This is a genomic window from Brevundimonas sp. FV1ye28 (assembly GCF_058681135.1).
The window spans coordinates 829,932-847,045 of record NZ_CM178731.1 but is presented as its reverse complement, the minus strand read 5'-3'; the positions used below and the strand labels follow the sequence as shown (position 1 = coordinate 847,045).

At 66.6% G+C, this 17,114-nt stretch carries 17 protein-coding genes; 9 read left to right on the top strand and 8 right to left on the bottom strand.

All coding sequences use genetic code 11. The features are described 5' to 3' along the window. Positions 1 to 52: 52 nt before the first annotated feature. The 3 genes from ACW171_RS04335 to ACW171_RS04325 are packed head-to-tail and all read right to left on the bottom strand — an operon-like array spanning position 53 to position 3,188. The gene (locus ACW171_RS04335) at positions 53 to 850 is read right to left on the bottom strand and encodes a TrmH family RNA methyltransferase (RefSeq protein WP_492095872.1); all 798 of its coding nucleotides are present in this window, start codon (positions 848 to 850) and stop codon (positions 53 to 55) included. After that, positions 847 to 1,755, bottom strand: coding sequence for an RsmD family RNA methyltransferase (locus tag ACW171_RS04330; RefSeq protein WP_492095871.1), 909 nt, complete (start codon positions 1,753 to 1,755; stop codon positions 847 to 849). Before ACW171_RS04330 ends, ACW171_RS04335 begins: the two co-directional genes overlap by 4 nt. A 17-nt stretch (positions 1,756 to 1,772) precedes the next feature. Further along, positions 1,773 to 3,188, bottom strand: coding sequence for a glycosyltransferase family 2 protein (locus ACW171_RS04325; RefSeq protein ID WP_492095870.1), 1,416 nt, complete (start codon positions 3,186 to 3,188; stop codon positions 1,773 to 1,775). Positions 3,189 to 3,309: 121 nt separating this feature from the next. Here ACW171_RS04325 and ACW171_RS04320 point away from each other — a divergent pair, with 121 nt between their 5' ends. Further along, entirely contained in the window at positions 3,310 to 3,945 is a 636-nt protein-coding gene (locus ACW171_RS04320; protein ID WP_492095869.1) for a TetR/AcrR family transcriptional regulator, read from the top strand. Between the two features lie 7 nt (positions 3,946 to 3,952). On the opposite strand, the gene ACW171_RS04315 is transcribed toward ACW171_RS04320, so the two are convergent. Next, positions 3,953 to 6,028 (bottom strand): lytic transglycosylase domain-containing protein, encoded by a 2,076-nt coding sequence (locus ACW171_RS04315; RefSeq protein ID WP_492095868.1) that lies wholly within the window; start codon positions 6,026 to 6,028, stop codon positions 3,953 to 3,955. Positions 6,029 to 6,142: 114 nt separating this feature from the next. Here ACW171_RS04315 and dapA point away from each other — a divergent pair, with 114 nt between their 5' ends. Both dapA and smpB read left to right on the top strand, forming a co-directional pair. Continuing rightward, complete coding sequence (gene dapA / locus ACW171_RS04310; RefSeq protein WP_492095867.1) at positions 6,143 to 7,033, top strand: 4-hydroxy-tetrahydrodipicolinate synthase; 891 nt, start codon at positions 6,143 to 6,145, stop codon at positions 7,031 to 7,033. Next, positions 7,034 to 7,537 (top strand): SsrA-binding protein SmpB, encoded by a 504-nt coding sequence (smpB, locus tag ACW171_RS04305; protein ID WP_492095866.1) that lies wholly within the window; start codon positions 7,034 to 7,036, stop codon positions 7,535 to 7,537. Positions 7,538 to 7,725: 188 nt separating this feature from the next. Here the strand turns inward: smpB and ACW171_RS04300 are convergent, their stop codons facing one another. Both ACW171_RS04300 and ACW171_RS04295 read right to left on the bottom strand, forming a co-directional pair. Beyond that, a complete protein-coding gene (locus ACW171_RS04300) occupies positions 7,726 to 7,938 on the bottom strand; it encodes a hypothetical protein (protein WP_492095865.1) in 213 nt (70 codons plus the stop codon). Next, positions 7,866 to 8,225, bottom strand: a complete 360-nt coding sequence (locus tag ACW171_RS04295) for a hypothetical protein (protein ID WP_492096584.1) — start codon at positions 8,223 to 8,225, stop codon at positions 7,866 to 7,868. The genes ACW171_RS04300 and ACW171_RS04295 overlap by 73 nt, the downstream gene beginning before the upstream one ends. Here ACW171_RS04295 and folK point away from each other — a divergent pair. From folK to ACW171_RS04275, 4 genes are all read left to right on the top strand, one after another. Next, positions 8,154 to 8,864, top strand: coding sequence for a 2-amino-4-hydroxy-6-hydroxymethyldihydropteridine diphosphokinase (folK, locus tag ACW171_RS04290; RefSeq protein WP_492095864.1), 711 nt, complete (start codon positions 8,154 to 8,156; stop codon positions 8,862 to 8,864). The two genes, ACW171_RS04295 and folK, sit on opposite strands and share 72 nt — an antisense overlap. A 47-nt stretch (positions 8,865 to 8,911) precedes the next feature. After that, positions 8,912 to 9,331 carry a cupin domain-containing protein gene (locus tag ACW171_RS04285; RefSeq protein WP_492095863.1) on the top strand — a complete coding sequence of 140 codons (420 nt, stop codon included), beginning with the start codon at positions 8,912 to 8,914 and terminating at the stop codon, positions 9,329 to 9,331. A 110-nt stretch (positions 9,332 to 9,441) separates the two neighbouring features. Beyond that, the gene (rpoZ, locus tag ACW171_RS04280; protein WP_492095862.1) at positions 9,442 to 9,801 is read left to right on the top strand and encodes a DNA-directed RNA polymerase subunit omega; all 360 of its coding nucleotides are present in this window, start codon (positions 9,442 to 9,444) and stop codon (positions 9,799 to 9,801) included. A 116-nt stretch (positions 9,802 to 9,917) separates the two neighbouring features. Then, on the top strand, positions 9,918 to 12,101 hold the full coding sequence (locus ACW171_RS04275; protein ID WP_492095861.1) for a RelA/SpoT family protein: 2,184 nt from the start codon (positions 9,918 to 9,920) through the stop codon (positions 12,099 to 12,101). 3 nt (positions 12,102 to 12,104) lie between these two features. Here the strand turns inward: ACW171_RS04275 and ACW171_RS04270 are convergent, their stop codons facing one another. Both ACW171_RS04270 and ACW171_RS04265 read right to left on the bottom strand, forming a co-directional pair. Continuing rightward, positions 12,105 to 12,221: a hypothetical protein gene (locus ACW171_RS04270; protein ID WP_492095860.1), complete on the bottom strand. Its 117-nt coding sequence runs from the start codon at positions 12,219 to 12,221 to the stop codon at positions 12,105 to 12,107. Positions 12,222 to 12,289: 68 nt separating this feature from the next. Further along, the gene (locus ACW171_RS04265) at positions 12,290 to 13,369 is read right to left on the bottom strand and encodes a pentapeptide repeat-containing protein (RefSeq protein ID WP_492095859.1); all 1,080 of its coding nucleotides are present in this window, start codon (positions 13,367 to 13,369) and stop codon (positions 12,290 to 12,292) included. A gap of 124 nt (positions 13,370 to 13,493) precedes the next feature. Between ACW171_RS04265 and ACW171_RS04260 the strand changes: the two genes are divergently transcribed. Both ACW171_RS04260 and dnaE read left to right on the top strand, forming a co-directional pair. Next, on the top strand, positions 13,494 to 13,583 hold the full coding sequence (locus ACW171_RS04260) for a hypothetical protein (protein ID WP_492095858.1): 90 nt from the start codon (positions 13,494 to 13,496) through the stop codon (positions 13,581 to 13,583). Between the two features lie 26 nt (positions 13,584 to 13,609). Further along, positions 13,610 to 17,071 (top strand): DNA polymerase III subunit alpha, encoded by a 3,462-nt coding sequence (gene dnaE, locus ACW171_RS04255; RefSeq protein ID WP_492095857.1) that lies wholly within the window; start codon positions 13,610 to 13,612, stop codon positions 17,069 to 17,071. Positions 17,072 to 17,114: the final 43 nt, after the last annotated feature.

Below are 17,114 nucleotides of genomic sequence, written 5' to 3'. Positions count from 1 at the left end.
TGGGTCGCATTCTTTGCCGCGAACCGGCGACCACTTCGCTGGCGAACGCGCCTCAGATGTCGTCCGTCACCGCATAGACCATGACGCCCGTAGCAATGGCCAGGTTCAGGCTGTCGGCCCGACCGCGCATCGGGATCTTGACGTTGACGTCGCAGGCGGCGGCCAGGGCGTCGGTCAGGCCGGCCTGTTCGTTGCCCATCAGGATCAGGCTGGGCTTGGCATAGGCCGCGCGGCGGTGATCGACCGTGGCGTCCAAGCGGGTGCCGACCACGCTGCCGGGCCAGGTCTCGCGCCAGGCCAGGAAGGCCTCCGCCGTGCAGCGGGCGATGGCCACGGCGAAGACCGAGCCCATGGTGGCGCGCACGGCCTCGGTCGAGAAGGGATCGACACAGTCGCCGATCAGGATGACCCCGCCGCAGCCGGCCGCGTCGGCCGTGCGGATGATGGTGCCGAGATTGCCGGGATCGCGGACCTGCTCCAGCGCGACCCAGGCCGGGGCGCTGTGAGGCTGGATGGCAGACAGGGGCGTGTAGGCCTGGTCGAAGACGCCCAGCACCGTCTGCGGGTTCTCGCGGCGGCTGATCTTCTCGAGGATCGGGTGGGTGACGACGACGATCTCGCCGCCCGCCTTCAGGGTCTCGGCCTTGGCGCGCTCGAGAAGGGGATGGGGGCGGGCCTCCATGCCGACGAGAAGGATTTTCGGCGCACGGCCCTGATCGAGGGCTTCGCCGATGAACTTCAGACCTTCCGCCAGGAACTCGCCGGTCGCCTCGCGCTCCTTGCGCATGTGGAGGGCGCGGACGGCCTTGACCGTGTCGTTGGTCAGGGATGTGATGAGGCGTTCGGTCACTTCGACCACCGGGCGAAGAAGCTGAGGCCGATGGCGCGGGCGTCGGGCCAACGCTCGGACGGGGCTTCGGACAGGGCCAGTTCGCCCCAGTCGATGCGGCCGCCCCGGTCGGCCGTGGCCTCGCGCATCTGGTGCGCCAGGGACAGGCCGGAGATGCGGGCGGCGTAGGCATTCAGCAGCAGGAAGTCGGCGTCGTCGGCCAGCAGGGCGGCGCAGTCGGCAAGCAGGCCCGGCATGTCCTCGAACAGGCGCCAGACTTCTCCGGTCGGGCCGCGTCCGTATTTCGGCGGGTCGAGAATGATGCCCTGGTATTTGGCGCCCCGCCGGACCTCCCGGGCGACATATTTACGGGCGTCCTCGACGATCCAGCGGATCGGCTTGTCGGACATGCCGGAGAGTTCGGCGTTTTCGCGGGCGTAGGCGACGGACTTCTTGGAGGCGTCGACGTGGGTGACCTCGGCACCGGCCGCAGCCGCCGCGAGCGAGGCGACGCCGGTGTAGCCGAACAGGTTCAGGACTTTCGGGCGCTGGAGGTTGCGGATGCGCGCGTCCAGCCACTCCCAGTTGGCGGCCTGTTCGGGGAAGAAGGCGAGATGACGGAACGGGGTGAAGCGGCCCACGAACTTCACATCGCGCCAGGCCAGCGGGAAGGCGTCGATGGCGCCGTGTTCGTCGAAGCGCCAGCGGCCGGCGTCTTCTTCCTCCTGCTGAGGGTCGAAGGTCGCGGTGGCGCGGGCGAAGGCGTCAGGGTCGCGCGGCTTCCAGAAGCACTGGGGCTCGGGGCGCACCACCGTGTAAGGGCCGTAGCGTTCCAGCTTCCGACCGTCGCCGCTGTCCAGCAGGGCGTAGTCGGACCAACCCCGCGTGACGAGGGTTTCGGGGAGGGTTGAGAGGACGGGCGGCATCGGCTGGCCTTAATCCGTCAGGCGGCCTCGCGTCCAGCTTCGACCTCGGCGAGGGCGGCGACGTCGACGGCCGGATCGCGGCGGTGGCGGGTCTTGTCCCAGGCGAAGGGCTCGGTCACGAGCCGCCACAGGGCATGGAAGAAGGCCAGTGTCAGCAGGGACCAGTAGGCGGGGGCCATCAGCATGTCACCGACGCCGTAGGGCACGCCCGCCCGGCGAGCGCCAATCGCGCCGTTGATCCAGGCGGCAACGACGCCGACCGCGAGGACGATGAAGGCGAAAATCTGGGAATGCGGCGTCAAGCCTGCAGCCACGGACAGGCTGATTGTGGCGATGACCCAGGCGAGAGAAAGAGCGTGGGCGCAGGCGGCTGCGAGCGACAGACCCAACGTCAGGAGCAGGGCCACCACGCCTCGCCAGCCGAGACCTGAGAGGGTGCGCGTGTGGACACCCCAAGTCTGCATGAAGCCTTTCAGCCAGCGGGTCCGCTGCGGGAGCCAGTCGACCATGTCGCCGGGCGGGGTCTCGTAGGTCGGGCGGTGCAGGGTGCCGAGTCGGTAGCCAGAGCGCCAGAGCCGGAAGCCCAGGTCGGCGTCCTCGGTGACATTGTGGGCGTCCCAGCCGCCGACGGCGCGCAGGGACGCAACGCTGAAGTGGTTGCTGGTGCCGCCGAGCGGGAAGGGAAAGCCGAGCCGGGCCATGGCAGGCAGGGTGACTTCGAAAAGGGCCGCGTACTCGACGGCGAACTGACGATCGAGAAACGGACTGGCCGACTGGGCCGGTGGCCGGATGCGCAAAGGCGCCTGAAGGGTCGCGAGACGGCCGGACCTGTCGGCGGCGAAGCGAGCGGCCGCCTCCCTGAGCTGGAGCGGATCCGGATCATCCTCCGCGTCATAGACGGTGAGCAGGACGCCCGAGGCGACAGCGAGACCGGCGTTGAGGGCGGAGGGCTTGGTGCGCGGCCCGCCGGGCGGCACGACGAGAACGGTGAGCCAGGCAGGGAGTGCGCATTCGGCGGCGGCCGTCCGGGTGGCAGCGTCGTGAGCCTCGAGCAACAGAAGGCCTTCCAGCCGGTCTCGCGGATAGTCGAGGGCATCCAGTCGGGCGACCAGCTGTGGCAGGATCTCCGCCTCGTCCAGAAGGGCGGCCATGACGGTGTAGCGCGGCAACTCGGGCGCGGGCGGCGGATCGGGATCGGCCCTCCGGCTGGCCAGGACCAGCAGCGCGCGCCAGCTCGCGGCCAGGGTAAAGAGCAGTTGGAACCCCAGCACGAGGATGACGCCGGTCGCCTCGGGGACGGCCCAGACGCCCGAGCCCAGAAGAGCGGCGGCCAGGATCGCGATCGACATCTGGCCGAGACCGGGCGTGCGCCGATCCGCCCAGTAAGGGTAGCCGTCCCTCTGACCGTGTGCGCCGCCCCGAATACGCGTCATGGTTACCGACCTAGCCTGAGGTTGTGCGTCAGGCAAGCGGTTGGCGCCGTCCGGACAATGCGGCTATGCAGGCTCGAGGCGGACCCCGTTGGTACGCCGGATCGCCTTCAGGGAGCTCAGCGTGTCAGCTGAATCCGCAACGTCCTCAACACGTTCGACCCGCAAACCCAAGGGTGAAGGTCACGCGCGCCGCGCGGAGATTCTGTCCGCCGCCGAGCGGATCTTCGTCGAGGTCGGCTACGAGGGCGCGACCATCCGGCGGATCGCGGACGAGGTCGGGCTGTCGTCCACGGCCCTCTACATGCACTTCTCCGAGAAGAGCGAAATCCTGCACGAGATCTGCCGGCTGGCGTTCGCGCGGCTGCAGGCGGCCAACGAGACGGTGGTCGCCGAGGGCGGCGCGCCCGAGGTGGTGTTGCGCCGGTTGATGGAGGCCTATGTCGATTTCGGCTTCGAGAACCCGAACGCTTATCGGCTGACCTATCTGACCCGCCCTGTGGAGGCGCGGGACGGTGCCGAGAGCGCGGCCCAGATGCTGGGCGGCGAGCTCTTCAATGCGTTTGAGGCGATCGTCGAACGGGCGGCCGCCGCCGGACGGTTGCGGGGTGAGGCCAAGGCTTCGGCCCAGACGCTGTGGGCCGGATCGCACGGGATCGTCTCGCTGATGATCACCAAGCCTTATTTCGAATGGGTCGATCGGCGTGTCCTGACCGCGACGATGCTGGACGCCCTGTTCACCGGCCTGCTGAAGCCCTGATCGCCGATCAGGGCTGATAGGGCTGAGGGCCGCCGGCGCCGCGGGCGATGTCGGCCGATGTGGTCAGGGGGGCGGAGCCGCCGTTCAGGCGGGCCTTGTAGACCGCCATGTTTTCCATCACCCGCATCATGTAGTTGCGCGTCTCGGTGAAAGGCGCGCACTCGATGAAGTCGATCGGGTCCACCCCGCCCCCCGCGACGCCGCCACGCGGATCGCCACACCGAGCCACCCACTGTGGGCCGCGCGCGGGACCGGCGTTGTAACCGACGGTGGTCAGCAGCATCGAGCCGCGGAACTGGCTCATCAGTTCGCCGAGGTGATAGCTGCCCAGGGTCATGTTGTAGTCCGCGTCCCACAGACGCTCGGCCGAATAGGGCATGCCAAGGCGACGGGCGACGCCCGAGGCGGTCGAGGGCAGGAACTGCATCATGCCCCGCGCATCGGCGCCGGAGCGGGCGCGCGGGTCGAAGCTGGATTCCTGGCGCGTGATGGCCAGGGTGAAGGGCAGGGGAGCGGCCCCGGCAACCTCTGGCGGGATGCGGATCGGATACTGGCGCTCGGGCAGGAGGTAGCCCCGCTGACTGGCGGCGCGACCGACCATCATGGCCCCGAAGCCGTCGCCATAGCCGCGCGTCATGTCCATCAGGAGCGCGAGGTCGTTGATCCCCGGCAGGGTGTCGTCGAGGTGATAGGCGAAGACGCGGTAGAGGCTCATCTCCCCGGTCTCGCCCAGGATGCGGGCGGCGCGGACGACCTCGTTGGCTTCGAACGAGGCGATGTCGTTCTGGCCGGGGACCGGCTCACCGGGCAGGGTTAGGGTCGTGATGCCCGCCTTTTCGGCGGCAAGCTGGCCGTAGAAGGTCTGGATGTGACGCGCACCGCCCTGGTAGAAATTCTGGGCGGCGGCGCGGTCGCCCCGGGCCTCGGCGGCACGGCCCAGCCAGTAGAGGGCGCGGCCCTGGGTGATGGGGGTCGAGGACGTCTGACGAAGGATTTCGAAGTGTTCGGCGGCGCGGGCGGGATCGCCCAGCTTGGTCAGGGCGACCCAGCCGGCGAAGAACTCGGCGTCGACCTTGCGCTCGCCCGAGGGGAAGCCGTGGCCGGCCATGGAGTCGTAGGCGGCGCGCCATTCGCGGCGCTCTAGCGCGTCGAGGAAATAGTTGCGGCGCTCGGACCACAGGGTGTTCTGGCCGTCGCTGTGCAGGGGCGCGGGCGGCAGAGCGGAGAGGATGGCGAAGCCTTCGGTCTGGCGGTTGGCGGCGCGCAGGATGCGGACGCGCTCCAGCACCACGGCCGGGTCCATGGCCTGGGACGGCGACAGGCTGGCGACGACGGCGTCCGGGGAATAGGCGCTGCGCAGGCTCATGGCAGCGCTGGCGGTCGCGCGGCGCTCGGGCGAGGCCAGGTCGAGCATGGCCCGGGTCGCGGGGCCGTGCGGGCCGCTGAGCAGCATGTTCAGGCGCGCGTCGTGATCGCGCTGGGTCAGGCTGGAACCCCAGCGGCTGAGGATGCGGGACTGGTTGGCCTCGTCGAAGGACTGGGTCTGCCACCACTCCTGGATCAGCAGACGGGCCTCGTCGGAGCGGCCGCGCTGGTCGAGCGCCTCGGCCAGAACGATGGCGCCCTGGACGGTCGTCGGGCGGTTCGAACCGAAGAAGGCGATCGTGGCGTCGGCGCCCATGCCGGCGCGCTCGAGCGCCTGTTCGCCAGCGGCGATGCGCGATTCGGCACGGGGCCAGGCGCGTAGCGACTGAACGTCATTGGCCAGTTCGGCGTAGGACAACTGGGCGGCGGAGGTGTCCACCAGCGCCCATTCGACCAGCTTGCGAGCGGTCGGGTCGCCGATCCGGGAAATGGCGGCCTGGGTGCCGATGACGTCGCGGGCGCGGGCCGCGGCAAGGCCCTGGCCGAAGGAGGCGGTGTCGGCGTCGCTGAGGACGCGGGCCTGATAGCCGCCGCTCTGGCCAGCAGTCTGAGGTCCACCCTGAGCGGTGACATAGGGGGTCGGCTGGCGGTTCAGGTCGGCCGTCTGTGGAAACGGTGCGAGGACGGCCAGTACGGCCGCGAGGCTTGTCGCGATCATGAAGTGTCCTATCCCCATTCAACCCGGTTGCGGGTTCGAGCCCGGCAACCTACCCTCTTGCGTCTCGTTTCAGGCGACCGTCGCCCATCCCCCACGCAAGGTATTCTTGTTTCAATGACCGCCCCCTTGTTCAAGGGCGTGATCACCGCCCTGATCACACCTCTTCGTGACGGAAACGTGGACGAGGCCGCGCTGGAACGCCTGGTCGAGCGCCAGGTTGCCGCCGGCATCCATGGCGTCGTCGCCGTGGGCACGACCGGAGAGGGCGGTGGGCTGACCATCGAGGAGCACGAGCGGGTCACCGCCCTGTGCGTTCGTGTCGCGGCCGGTCGCATCAAGGTCATCGCCGGAGCCGGCTCGCCCGCGACCTATGAGTCGATCCATCTGGCGGCCCACGGCAAGGCCTGCGGCGCCGACGGGGCCCTGGTCGTCACTCCCTATTACAATCGCCCGTCCCAGGCCGGTCTGATCGCCCATTTCGAGGCGGTGGCCGAGGCGGTGCAGTTGCCCCAGCTCCTCTACAACGTGCCCAGCAGGACCGGCGTGGATCTGTCGAACGAGAGCGTGGCGCGGCTGGCGAAGCATCCGAACATCGTCGGCATCAAGGATGCGACCGGCGACATGAGCCGGGCCAGTTGGATGCATTCCAACCTGGTGTCGGGCGACACTCAGTTTGACCTGATCTCGGGCGATGACCACAGCTTCATCGGCTATGCGGCCCACGGCGGGGTGGGCCTGATCTCAGTGACGGCGAACGTCGCGCCCGAGGCAATGGTGGCCCTGTACAATGCCGTGGCCGCCGGTGATTTCGCGACCGCGCGATCGTGGCAGGACCGGCTGATCGGCCTGCACAAGGCCCTGTTCCTGGACGCCTCGCCGGCCCCGGCCAAATACGCCCTGGCGAAGCTGGGTCTGTGCAGCGAGGAGATGCGCCTGCCGCTGGTTCCGACGTGCGAGGAGGCCAAGCCGGCCATCGACGCGGCGATGGCGGCGGCGGGACTGTAGATGGCCACCACCAAGGAAAAGGCTGCGGCCACGGTCAAGACGCCGATCACCAAGGCCAAGCTGATCGCCGAGAACCGGCGTGCTCGGTTCGACTACTTCCTCGAGGACAATCTCGAGGCCGGGATCATGCTGCTGGGGACCGAGATCAAGGCCCTCCGGATGGGGCGGGCCAATATCGCCGAGAGCTATGCGGCGGTGGAGGGGCGCGAGATCGTGCTGATCAACGCCGACATCCCGCCCTACGCCCAGGCCAACCGGTTCAACCACGAACCGCGCCGGCCTCGGAAGCTGTTGCTGCACAGGAAGCAGATCGATCGCCTGATCGGGGCGGTCCAGAAGGACGGCCAGACGATCATTCCGATCAAGCTCTATCTGAACGACGACGGCAAGGCGAAGCTGGAGATCGCCCTGGCCAAGGGCAAGAAGCTGCACGACAAGCGCGAGGCCTCGGCCGATCGCGATTGGGCGCGGGACAAGGCGCGCCTGATGCGTGACAAGGGCTAGGTTTCGGCGGGCTTGGTTCGGGCCGGCCCGCGTCGCGCGACTCTAAAAAAGCGAGTCGACAGAGTCTACAGACCAGCGCCGTCTCGGCTGGACATCCACCAGACTTGTCAAAGATCCTGAACGGCCAGATGGCGCCGACAAGTGACCGCCGCAAGTCTTACTCGGGAATAAATTCGTATCGCACGGGGTCAGGCGGGTCCGTGGCCCATGGGTTCGGCCTCGATGACGTCGGCGATCGGGGTGGCGGCGAGAGACGTGTCGTAACGCCCCAAGGAAGGTCGCGTCATCGACTCGACGACCTGCGCTGACAGAGTCAGGACGACCGCCGTCAGAATAGCCAGGCCGGCGACGCTGCGCTCGCCCCGCGTGAAGAACTCGGCCTTCTGGGTTTTCCTGGACATCGAACAACTCCCTCCGACCGGCAGAACGGAAGGAGAGCCGCCGTGTTCCCGGCGGACGTGGCACCGAGAATACTCGCCGATTCGGTGTGTCGAGCGAACAACAGTCGCCTGATCGGCGTCAGCGATCCTCGGCGGCGAAGGTCCGTAGCGATGGCGTGGCGGATCAGGGTGCGGATCGGAGAGAAGTCTTCGCCCTCGGTCACCGCCGTGCAATAATGGGCGCGAACCAGGACGGCTTTTTCCCGGAAGGCATCGACCATCTTCTTGAAGTCGATGTCCGCATTCAGGGCCTTGGTCGCCGAATACAGATTCGCCCCGTCGATGAAGAGGGCCAGGCGCTCGTTCGGATAGAGTCTATGGAAATCGCGTCCTCGGAAATGGTCCCAAGCCCAAAGGCGGTCAGCGTCACTATCGACGAGGACCTAGAACTGGATGCCGCCGTCATCGTCGCGCTGGGCTGCAATGACAAGGGGGTGTGGGAGTCGTGCCGTGAGGCGTTGGAGGCGGCCCTGGCGCGGTTTCGGTGCGAGGGGATCGACGTCGTGGCGCGGTCGTCGTGGTGGGCGTCGCAGGCCTGGCCCGACCCGAGCGATCCGCCCTTCCTGAACGGCGTGGCCGTGGTGCGGACGGCGCATGATCCGCATGCGCTGATGGCGGCGCTGGGGCGGATCGAAGAGGCCTTCGCGAGGCGGCGGTCGGCGGCCAACGCACCGCGGACGCTGGATCTGGACCTGATCGCCTATGGGCGCGAGCAGGGGGATTGTGCGGGTCTGATTCTGCCGCATCCCCGCGCGGCGGACCGTCTGTTCGTCATGGGGCCTCTGGCCGAGATCGCGCCGGAGTGGCGGCATCCGCAAAGCGGCGCGTCGGCTGCGGCCATGACAGAGACAGCGACCGTCGGACGCGACGCGAGTCCCTTGCGCTGACCGGGCGCGCGTGAGTTGATCGCTGAAACGACACCGGGAGAGATTTCATGCTGATCACCGCCCTGATCACCGCCGTGACGCTGCAAGCGACGCCGGCTTCACCGCCGGCCGGTGTGGGACTGGTGATCCGTGAAGCCGATACGATGGTGCGGCAGCTTCCGCCGCACAACGGCACGGGGATGAGCACGGCCTATCGAATCTCCGACGTCGCGCCGAACCGGTCGATGGAGTTCAGGAAACGGGTCATGCATCCGGGATCGTCGATCGGACTGCATCTGATCGCCCACGACGAGGTCTATCACGTCGTCAGCGGCGAGGGCGACGTCACCACGGACGGGGTCACGACCCGGATGACGGCGGGGGACACGGCCTATCTGTATGACGGCGGCAACGTCGGCATCACCCAGGTCGGGGACGAGGACCTGGTGCTGATCATCGCCTATCCGACGAGCCGGCGCGTGCCCTGAACGGCCGAGGCCCCAAAACCGCCGCGCTCCTTGCTTAAACCTGCGGCGTTGCACAAATAAGCGCATACCTGTATTTGGCGCGGTTCTCCCGCCGCCCCCGAAGGATTCCTATGGCTCGCGTCACTGTCGAAGACTGCATCGAGAAGGTGCCGAACCGTTTCGGTCTGGTACTGCTGGCCGGTAACCGCGCCCGCGCGATCGCCAACGGCGCCGCCCTGACGCTCGATCGCGACAACGACAAGAACCCGGTCGTCGCCCTGCGCGAGATCGCGGAAGACACCGTCGTGCCCGCCGAACTGCTGGAGACCGTCGTGGTCGCCCTGCAGCGCGTCGACGAGCGCACCGAAGCCGAAGACGAGGCCGAAGTCGTGGCGCTGCTGGCCGAGCCGCAGCACATGAACATGGCAGAGGCCGAACTGATCCGCGCGCTGCAAAGCGACCGGGACGGCGGCCAGGAGGAACGCTACTGACGGCGGAACCCGCCAACGGTATCACCATCCTCCCGGCGCGGTCCGGTACGACCCCGCCGGCGTACGACATTGCCAATGACACCGCTTCGCCGTCGGCTGCGCACCCTTCGATCGGGATGCAGCCGGCGGCGAAACGCATTCCGGTCCTGCGTCAGTTCGAGCTGATCGAGGCGGTCAAGGCCTATGACCCCGTCGCCGACGAGGCCATGCTGAACAAGGCCTATGTCTATGCGATGAAGATGCACGGCTCGCAGTTGCGGGCCTCGGGCGATCCCTATTTCGCCCACCCGATCCAGGTCGCGGGCATACTGACCGACTACAAGCTCGACACCGCGACCATCGTGACGGCCCTGCTGCACGACGTGGTCGAGGACACCTCGGCGACCCGCGACGACATCGCCCGCATGTTCGGAGAGGAGGTCGCGGTCCTCGTCGAGGGGGTGACCAAGCTGTCGCGCCTCGAGCTTCAGGCCGAGCACACGCGCCAGGCCGAGAACCTGCGCAAATTCATCCTGGCCATCAGCCGCGACGTGCGGGTCCTGCTGGTCAAGCTGGCGGACCGTCTGCACAACATGCGGACGTTGAAATACGTCAAGCCCGAGAAGCGCGAGCGGATCAGCCGCGAGACGCTGGAGGTCTATGCCCCGCTGGGTCGGTCGATCGGCATCCACTCCATCGCTTCCGAGCTGGAAGAGCTGGCGTTCGAGCATCTGAACCCTACGGCCCGGACCGCCATCGAGCGGCGGTTGGAGGCGCTGAAGCTGGAACACGGGCAGGCGACCGACGTCGTCTCGGCCGAGATCCAGCAGGTGCTGTCCGAGGCCGGTATCGCGGCGCGCGTCTATGGCCGCCAGAAGACGCCCTATTCGATCTGGCGCAAGCTGCAACGCAAGTCGGTGGGGTTTTCGTCCCTGTCGGACATCTACGGCTTCCGCGTGCTGGTCGAGGCCGAGGACGATTGTTACCGCGCACTCGGCGTGATCCACCGCTCCTGGCCCATGGTGCCGGAGCGGTTCAAGGACTTCATCTCCACGCCCAAGTCGAACAACTATCGCTCGCTGCACACGACGGTCGTGGGCTCCGGCGGCCTGCGTCTGGAGATGCAGATCCGGACCGAGGTCATGGACCGGATCGCCGAGGACGGGGTGGCGGCGCACTGGGCCTACAAGAACCACTCCTATGGTCTGGACCGGGAGGCGATGGCCAAGGACGGCGGTCGCGATCCGCTGCTGAACCTGCGTCACCTGGTCCAGGTGATCGAGCACGGGGAGGGGGGCGAGGACTGGGTCGAGCACGCCAAGCTCGAGATGTACCTGGATCAGGTCTTCGTCTTCACGCCCAAGGGAACGCTGATCAGCCTGCCGCGCGGGGGGATGGCGCTGGACTTCGCCTATGCCGTCCATACCGAGGTCGGGGATACGGCCGTGGGGGTCAAGATCAACGGCGAGCTGAAGCCGATGCGGACGGCCCTGTCGAACGGCGACGTGGTCGAGATCATCAGGGGCAAGAAGCGCGAGGCGCCGGCCGACTGGCGCAGCCTGACGGTGACCGGCCGGGCGCGCTCGGCGATCCGCCGCCATATCCGCTCCTCGGAGCGGGACGAGTTCCAGAAGCTGGGCAAGACCACGTTGGAACAGGCGCTGTCGCGGGCCGGCAAGGCGCTAGGCGACGTCAAGTTGACGGCCGTGCTGGAGACGCTCGCCGTTCCGAACGAGGAAGAGCTGTTCGACGCCATCGGGCGCGGGCGGATCACGGCCAACAAGGTGGTCGAGACCCTGTTCCCGTCGCTGAAGGGAACCCTGACGGCCGGGACCGACCGCAAGAAGATCGGCGACGCCCAGGCGCGGCTGTTCGTGCGCGGCAGCGGCTTGACGCCGGGTGTCAGCATTCATTTCGGCGCCTGTTGCACACCTGTGCCCGGCGACCGGATCGTCGGCATCCTGGAGCCCGAGAAGGGGCTGACCGTCCACGTCATCGACTGTCAGAAGCTGGCCGATTTCGCCGACGACGACAGTGTCTGGCAGGACCTGCAGTGGACTCCGCAGGCCGAGCAGGGAGCGGTCGGCACGGCCCGCCTGCGCGCCACGATCCAGAACGCGCCGGGCGTGCTCGGCCAGGTCGCCACGGTGATCGGCGAGGCCGGCGGAAATATCCTGAACCTCAGGATGGCGCACCGGCAGTCCGACTTCTTCGACGTGGACCTGGACGTCGAGGTGGCCGACGCCAAGCACGCCACCAGCATCATCGCCGCGCTGCGAGCGAACCCGAACGTCGATACGGTCGAGCGCTCGCGCGGCTGACGGCTATTTCTTGCCCGGCGGCTGGGTGAAGGGCGAGGTTCCGACGGAGACCGCCGGCTTGGGCTTCTCGGCCTTGGGTTTGCGGATTTCCTTGTTCGACTTCACTTGACCCTTGGCCATGTCCGGTACTCCTGTGGTGACACGCTGGCACCTAGGTGATCACTACACCATGCAGAGCAGTTAGCCCGTCATTTTTCAGCCGATTTTCCGAATACCGAACCGATCTCCTTTCCGCACATAAGAAAAGCCAACACCGGGAATGCTGTGGCGGCCTCGACGCCGCAGGTCGCCAAGAATAACGCCCCTAACCCTAGACTACCGACGTCGATTCCGAATTTCACAGTTGCGGCCCCGCGCTCCTTGACCCAATCACCCAGCGTTGTCCCGAGTTCATTTAGGACGGCAGATGCCTCCTCAGTATGCCGCCTTGCTTCGTCGGGGCTTGCTTCTAGTGCGTGGTCTAACGTGAGCGAAACCTGGTCGAGCTGGCGGACAATATAACGCAAGAACTCAAGGTAGTTGTTGTGCGCATCGAGCGCCGCAGGGTCATTAGGAATATGGGTAGCTAACGTGTCAATTTCCGCGACGATCTGTCCGGTTAAACCAACTAACAGAGCCTTCGCTTGGGCTGGACGCTCTACTACCAAAGAGCGAGCCCTGAGGCGCGGTTCGTCGGGCTCTGGCGATGCTTTGATCTCCAAATCAACTACGCCAGGTGGGTTAGCGTCATCTATCTCACCGTTCGGAGGAGTGTTCTCAGTTGCAGCCGACGCTCTCCGCTTGAGCCCGGTAGGATCAAATTCGTAGTCACGAAACACCGGTAGTCGTGCTATGCCACGGAGCGTTTTGACTTGATCAAATTTGGTGGTCGAATCGACCTTTGATCCAATGAACGTGCAGCCTTCATTGATAGTGCAGCCGGTGAAGTCGGCTTCTCGAAGGTCTGCTTCGTCAAAATTTGTCTGAACTAGAATACCCTCAAACTTGGCACCGCGCAGGTTGGCGTTCGAGAAATTCACCCTGACAAACGAACGGCCCAACTGTGCTCCGGCCAAGTTCGCCGAGGCGAAGTCTGCTTGGGCGGGATGCACCCTTCCCATCTTTGCGCCCGCCAAGTTAGTGCCGATTAGCTTAGCGCGTTCGAGATGACAGCCGCTCAAATCAGCCCCGGATAGGTCAAGCTGTGAGAGATCGGCGTCGCGAAAATCGCAGGCCGCTAGATCCTTTGTCCCCGACCGGAGTCGAAGCATATCCTCTGTGTCGGCCATCGAACTGTTTCCGGAAGTTGGTTCAGGGCCGTCAACGTAGCGGAGCCTGGCTAGATTCCTAGCTTGACGAGAACAAAAAGCCAACATAGAACATACCCAGAACGATCCATCTGGGGATAAGCACATGTCCAAGGTCTTCCGCGAAACGCTGTCGCTTGCATCCTGCGGCGGCTTTGTCTGGATGGTGTGGCAGGTCGCCCTGCTGGCGAGATGAGTCGCCTCCGGCCTGTCCTCGAGGATATGGCCATCACCGATACGCCCGCAGAGACCGGTTTCGTCCATCTGAGGGTGCGCTCGGCCTATTCGCTGCTGGAAGGCGCTATCAAGGCGGGCAGGGTGGGCAGGCTGGCGGCCGATGCGGGCATGCCGGCGGTCGCTGTGGCGGATCGGGTCAACCTGTTCGGGGCGCTGGAGTTTTCCGAGGCGTCGAAGAGCGTCGGCGTTCAACCATTGATCGCCTGTGCGCTGCCGGTCACCGGGATCGGCGGAAAGCGCGGCGAGCGCTGGGCCAAGACCCCGACCGTCGTCCTGATCTGTCAGAGCGAGAAGGGGTGGCGAAACCTCTGCGCCCTGTCGTCCGAAGCCTATCTGCTGGCGGGGGACGAAGATCCGAACGTGGCCTGGAGCCGGGTCGCGGAACTGTCCGAGGGGCTCATCCTGCTGTCCGGCGGCCCGGACGGCCCGGTCGATCCGCTGTTCGTGCAGAACAAGGCGGGCGAAGGGGCCGCGGCGCTCGCGAGCATGGCCGCGGTGTTCGGCGATCGCTTCTATGTCGAACTGCAACGCCACGGGCTGGCGGACGAGGCGGCGGGGGAGCGTGGCCTGGTCGAATGGGCCTATGCGAACGACGTGCCTCTGGTCGCGACCAACGATGTTCACTACGCCAAACAGAGCCAGGCGAAATCGCACGACGCCCTGCTGTGCATCGCCGACGGCGCCTTCACCGGCCAGGAGGACCGCCGCCGGATCCCTCCGGAGCATTTCTTCAAGTCGGCGGCGGAGATGCGGACCCTGTTCGCCGACCTGCCGGAGGCCTGCGACACCACGATCGAGATCGCGCGACGCTGCGCCTTCCTGGTCAAGACCCACCCGCCGATCCTGCCGCGCTTCGACACAGGCGACGGCCGCACCGAGCCCGACGAACTGATGCATCAGGCCCGCGAGGGTCTGAAGGCGCGTCTGAAACAGGTGACACCCGCCGCGCCGGAAGAGGACTACTGGGCGCGTCTGGAGTGGGAGGTCGGGATCATCACCCAGATGGGCTTCCCCGGTTACTTCCTGATCGTGGCGGACTTCATCAAGTGGGCGAAGTCGCACGGGATTCCCGTGGGGCCGGGCCGGGGGTCGGGCGCGGGGTCGCTGGTCGCCTGGGCCCTGACCATCACCGATCTGGATCCCTTGCGGTTCGGCCTGCTGTTCGAGCGGTTCCTGAACCCCGAACGGGTCTCCATGCCCGACTTCGACATCGACTTCTGCCAGGAGCGGCGCGAGGAGGTGATCACCTATGTGCAGGAGCATTACGGCAAGGATCGCGTCGCCCAGATCATCACCTTCGGCACGCTTCAAGCGCGGGCCGTGCTGCGCGACGTCGGCCGGGTGCTGCAGATGCCGCTGGGTCAGGTGGACCGGCTCTGCAAGATGGTGCCGAACAACCCGGCCAATCCGACGACGCTCGCCCAGGCCATCGAGATCGAGCCACGCTTGAAGGAGGCGCGCGACGCCGATAAGTCGGTCGCGAACCTTCTGGCCACGGCGCTGGAGCTGGAAGGCCTCTATCGCAACGCCTCGACCCACGCTGCCGGTATCGTCATCGGCGACCGGCCCCTGGTCGAACTGACGCCCCTGTATCAGGACCCGCGGTCGGACATCCCGGCGACCCAGTTCAACATGAAATGGGTCGAGCCTGCGGGGTTGGTGAAGTTCGACTTCCTGGGCCTCAAGACCCTGACGGTGCTGGACCGGGCGCACGGATACCTGTCACGGCGCGGCGCGGCGCTGGACTTCAACCTCCTGCCGCTGGACGACAAGTCGACCTATGAGCTCATGGCCTCGGGCCAGACGGTCGGGGTGTTCCAGCTGGAATCGCAAGGGATGCGTGACACCCTGCGCAAGATGCGGTGCGGCTCCATCGAGGAGATCACCGCACTGATCTCCCTCTATCGGCCTGGGCCGATGGAGATGATCGACACCTATATCGACCGGAAATTCGGCCGGGCCGAGGTCGATTACCTTCACCCCTCGCTCAAGGACGTACTGACCGAGACCTACGGGGTCATCATCTACCAGGAACAGGTGATGAAGATCGCCCAGGTCCTGGCCGGCTACAGCCTCGGCGAGGCCGACCTTCTTCGACGCGCCATGGGCAAGAAGAAGAAGGAGGAGATGGACATCCAGAAGGCGCGCTTCATCAAGGGCGCCTCCGAAAAGTCCGTGCCGGAACAGCAGTCGGACGGCATCTTCGAACTGGTGGCCAAGTTCGCGGGCTACGGCTTCAACAAGTCGCACGCGGCCGCCTATGCGCTGATTTCGTATCAGACCGGCTGGCTGAAGGCGAACCACCCGGTCGAGTTCTTCGCCGCCTCGATGTCGCTCGATCTGTCGAACACCGACAAGCTGGCGGTCTTCTATCAGGACGCCAGGAAGTTCGAGGTGCCGGTGCGGGCGCCCGACGTCAACGCCTCGTTCGCCGACTTCGACGTGGCCTGGAGCGACGACGGCAAGGGCGCCGTCCTTTATGCGCTCGGCGCCATCCGCAACGTGGGCCTGGAGGCGATGAAGCACGTCGTCGAGGTGCGCGAGACCGGCGGGCGGTTCGCCGACATCTTCGACTTCCTCGAGCGGGTCGACCCGCGCGCGGTCAACAAGCGGGCGCTGGAAGGCCTGGCCAAGGCCGGCGCCTTCGACACCATCCATCCGAACCGGCGTCAGCTATTCGAACAGGCGGACGTGCTGATGGCCTACTGCCAGAGCGTGGCAGCGGACCGGAACTCGTCGCAGGAATCCCTGTTCGGCGCCGATCAGGCCGGGGCGTCGCGGCCGCGCCTGAAGACGATGGAACCCTGGGTCGGGCCGGAGCGGCTGGATCAGGAGCTGTCGGCCGTGGGGTTCTATCTGTCCGGCCACCCGCTGGAGGACATGGAGGGCGCGCTGCGAAGGAAGCGCGTGACCTTCGTGGCCGAGGCGGTGCAGCGCGCCGAACAGGGGCACGACGCCTTCATGATGGCCGGCGTCGTGCGCCGTCGTCAGGAGCGGGCCAGCCAGAAGTCCGGCGAGAAATTCGCCTTCGTCACCTTCTCCGATCCGACCGGCGAGTTCGAATGCCTGTTCCCACCCGAACAGCTTCGGGCGTCGCGCGAGATGCTGGAGGTCGGGGCCGCCTTGATGGTGAAGGTCCGGGCCAAGTCCTCGGACGGCGAGGTGCGCTTCTTCGGCGACGGGGTCTCCAAACTGGAGGCGCTGGTGGATGACGCCCTGATTGGCTTGCGGGTCCACGTCTCGGCGCGATCGGCTGATCCGTCCGCCATCCAGGCCAGGCTTGAGCGGGCGAAATCACAGGGCAAGGGCGGTGAGATCACCCTGATCGCCTCGCTGGACGGACGGCGCGAGGTCGAGGTGCGCTTGCCCGGCCGGTATCGGCTGGATGGGGCGTTACGGGGCGCGTTGAAGACGGCGCCGGGCGTCCTGATGCTGGAAGACGCCTGATCTTCGGAGGGACCAATGGCTGACGTCGAAACCCATGCCGGAA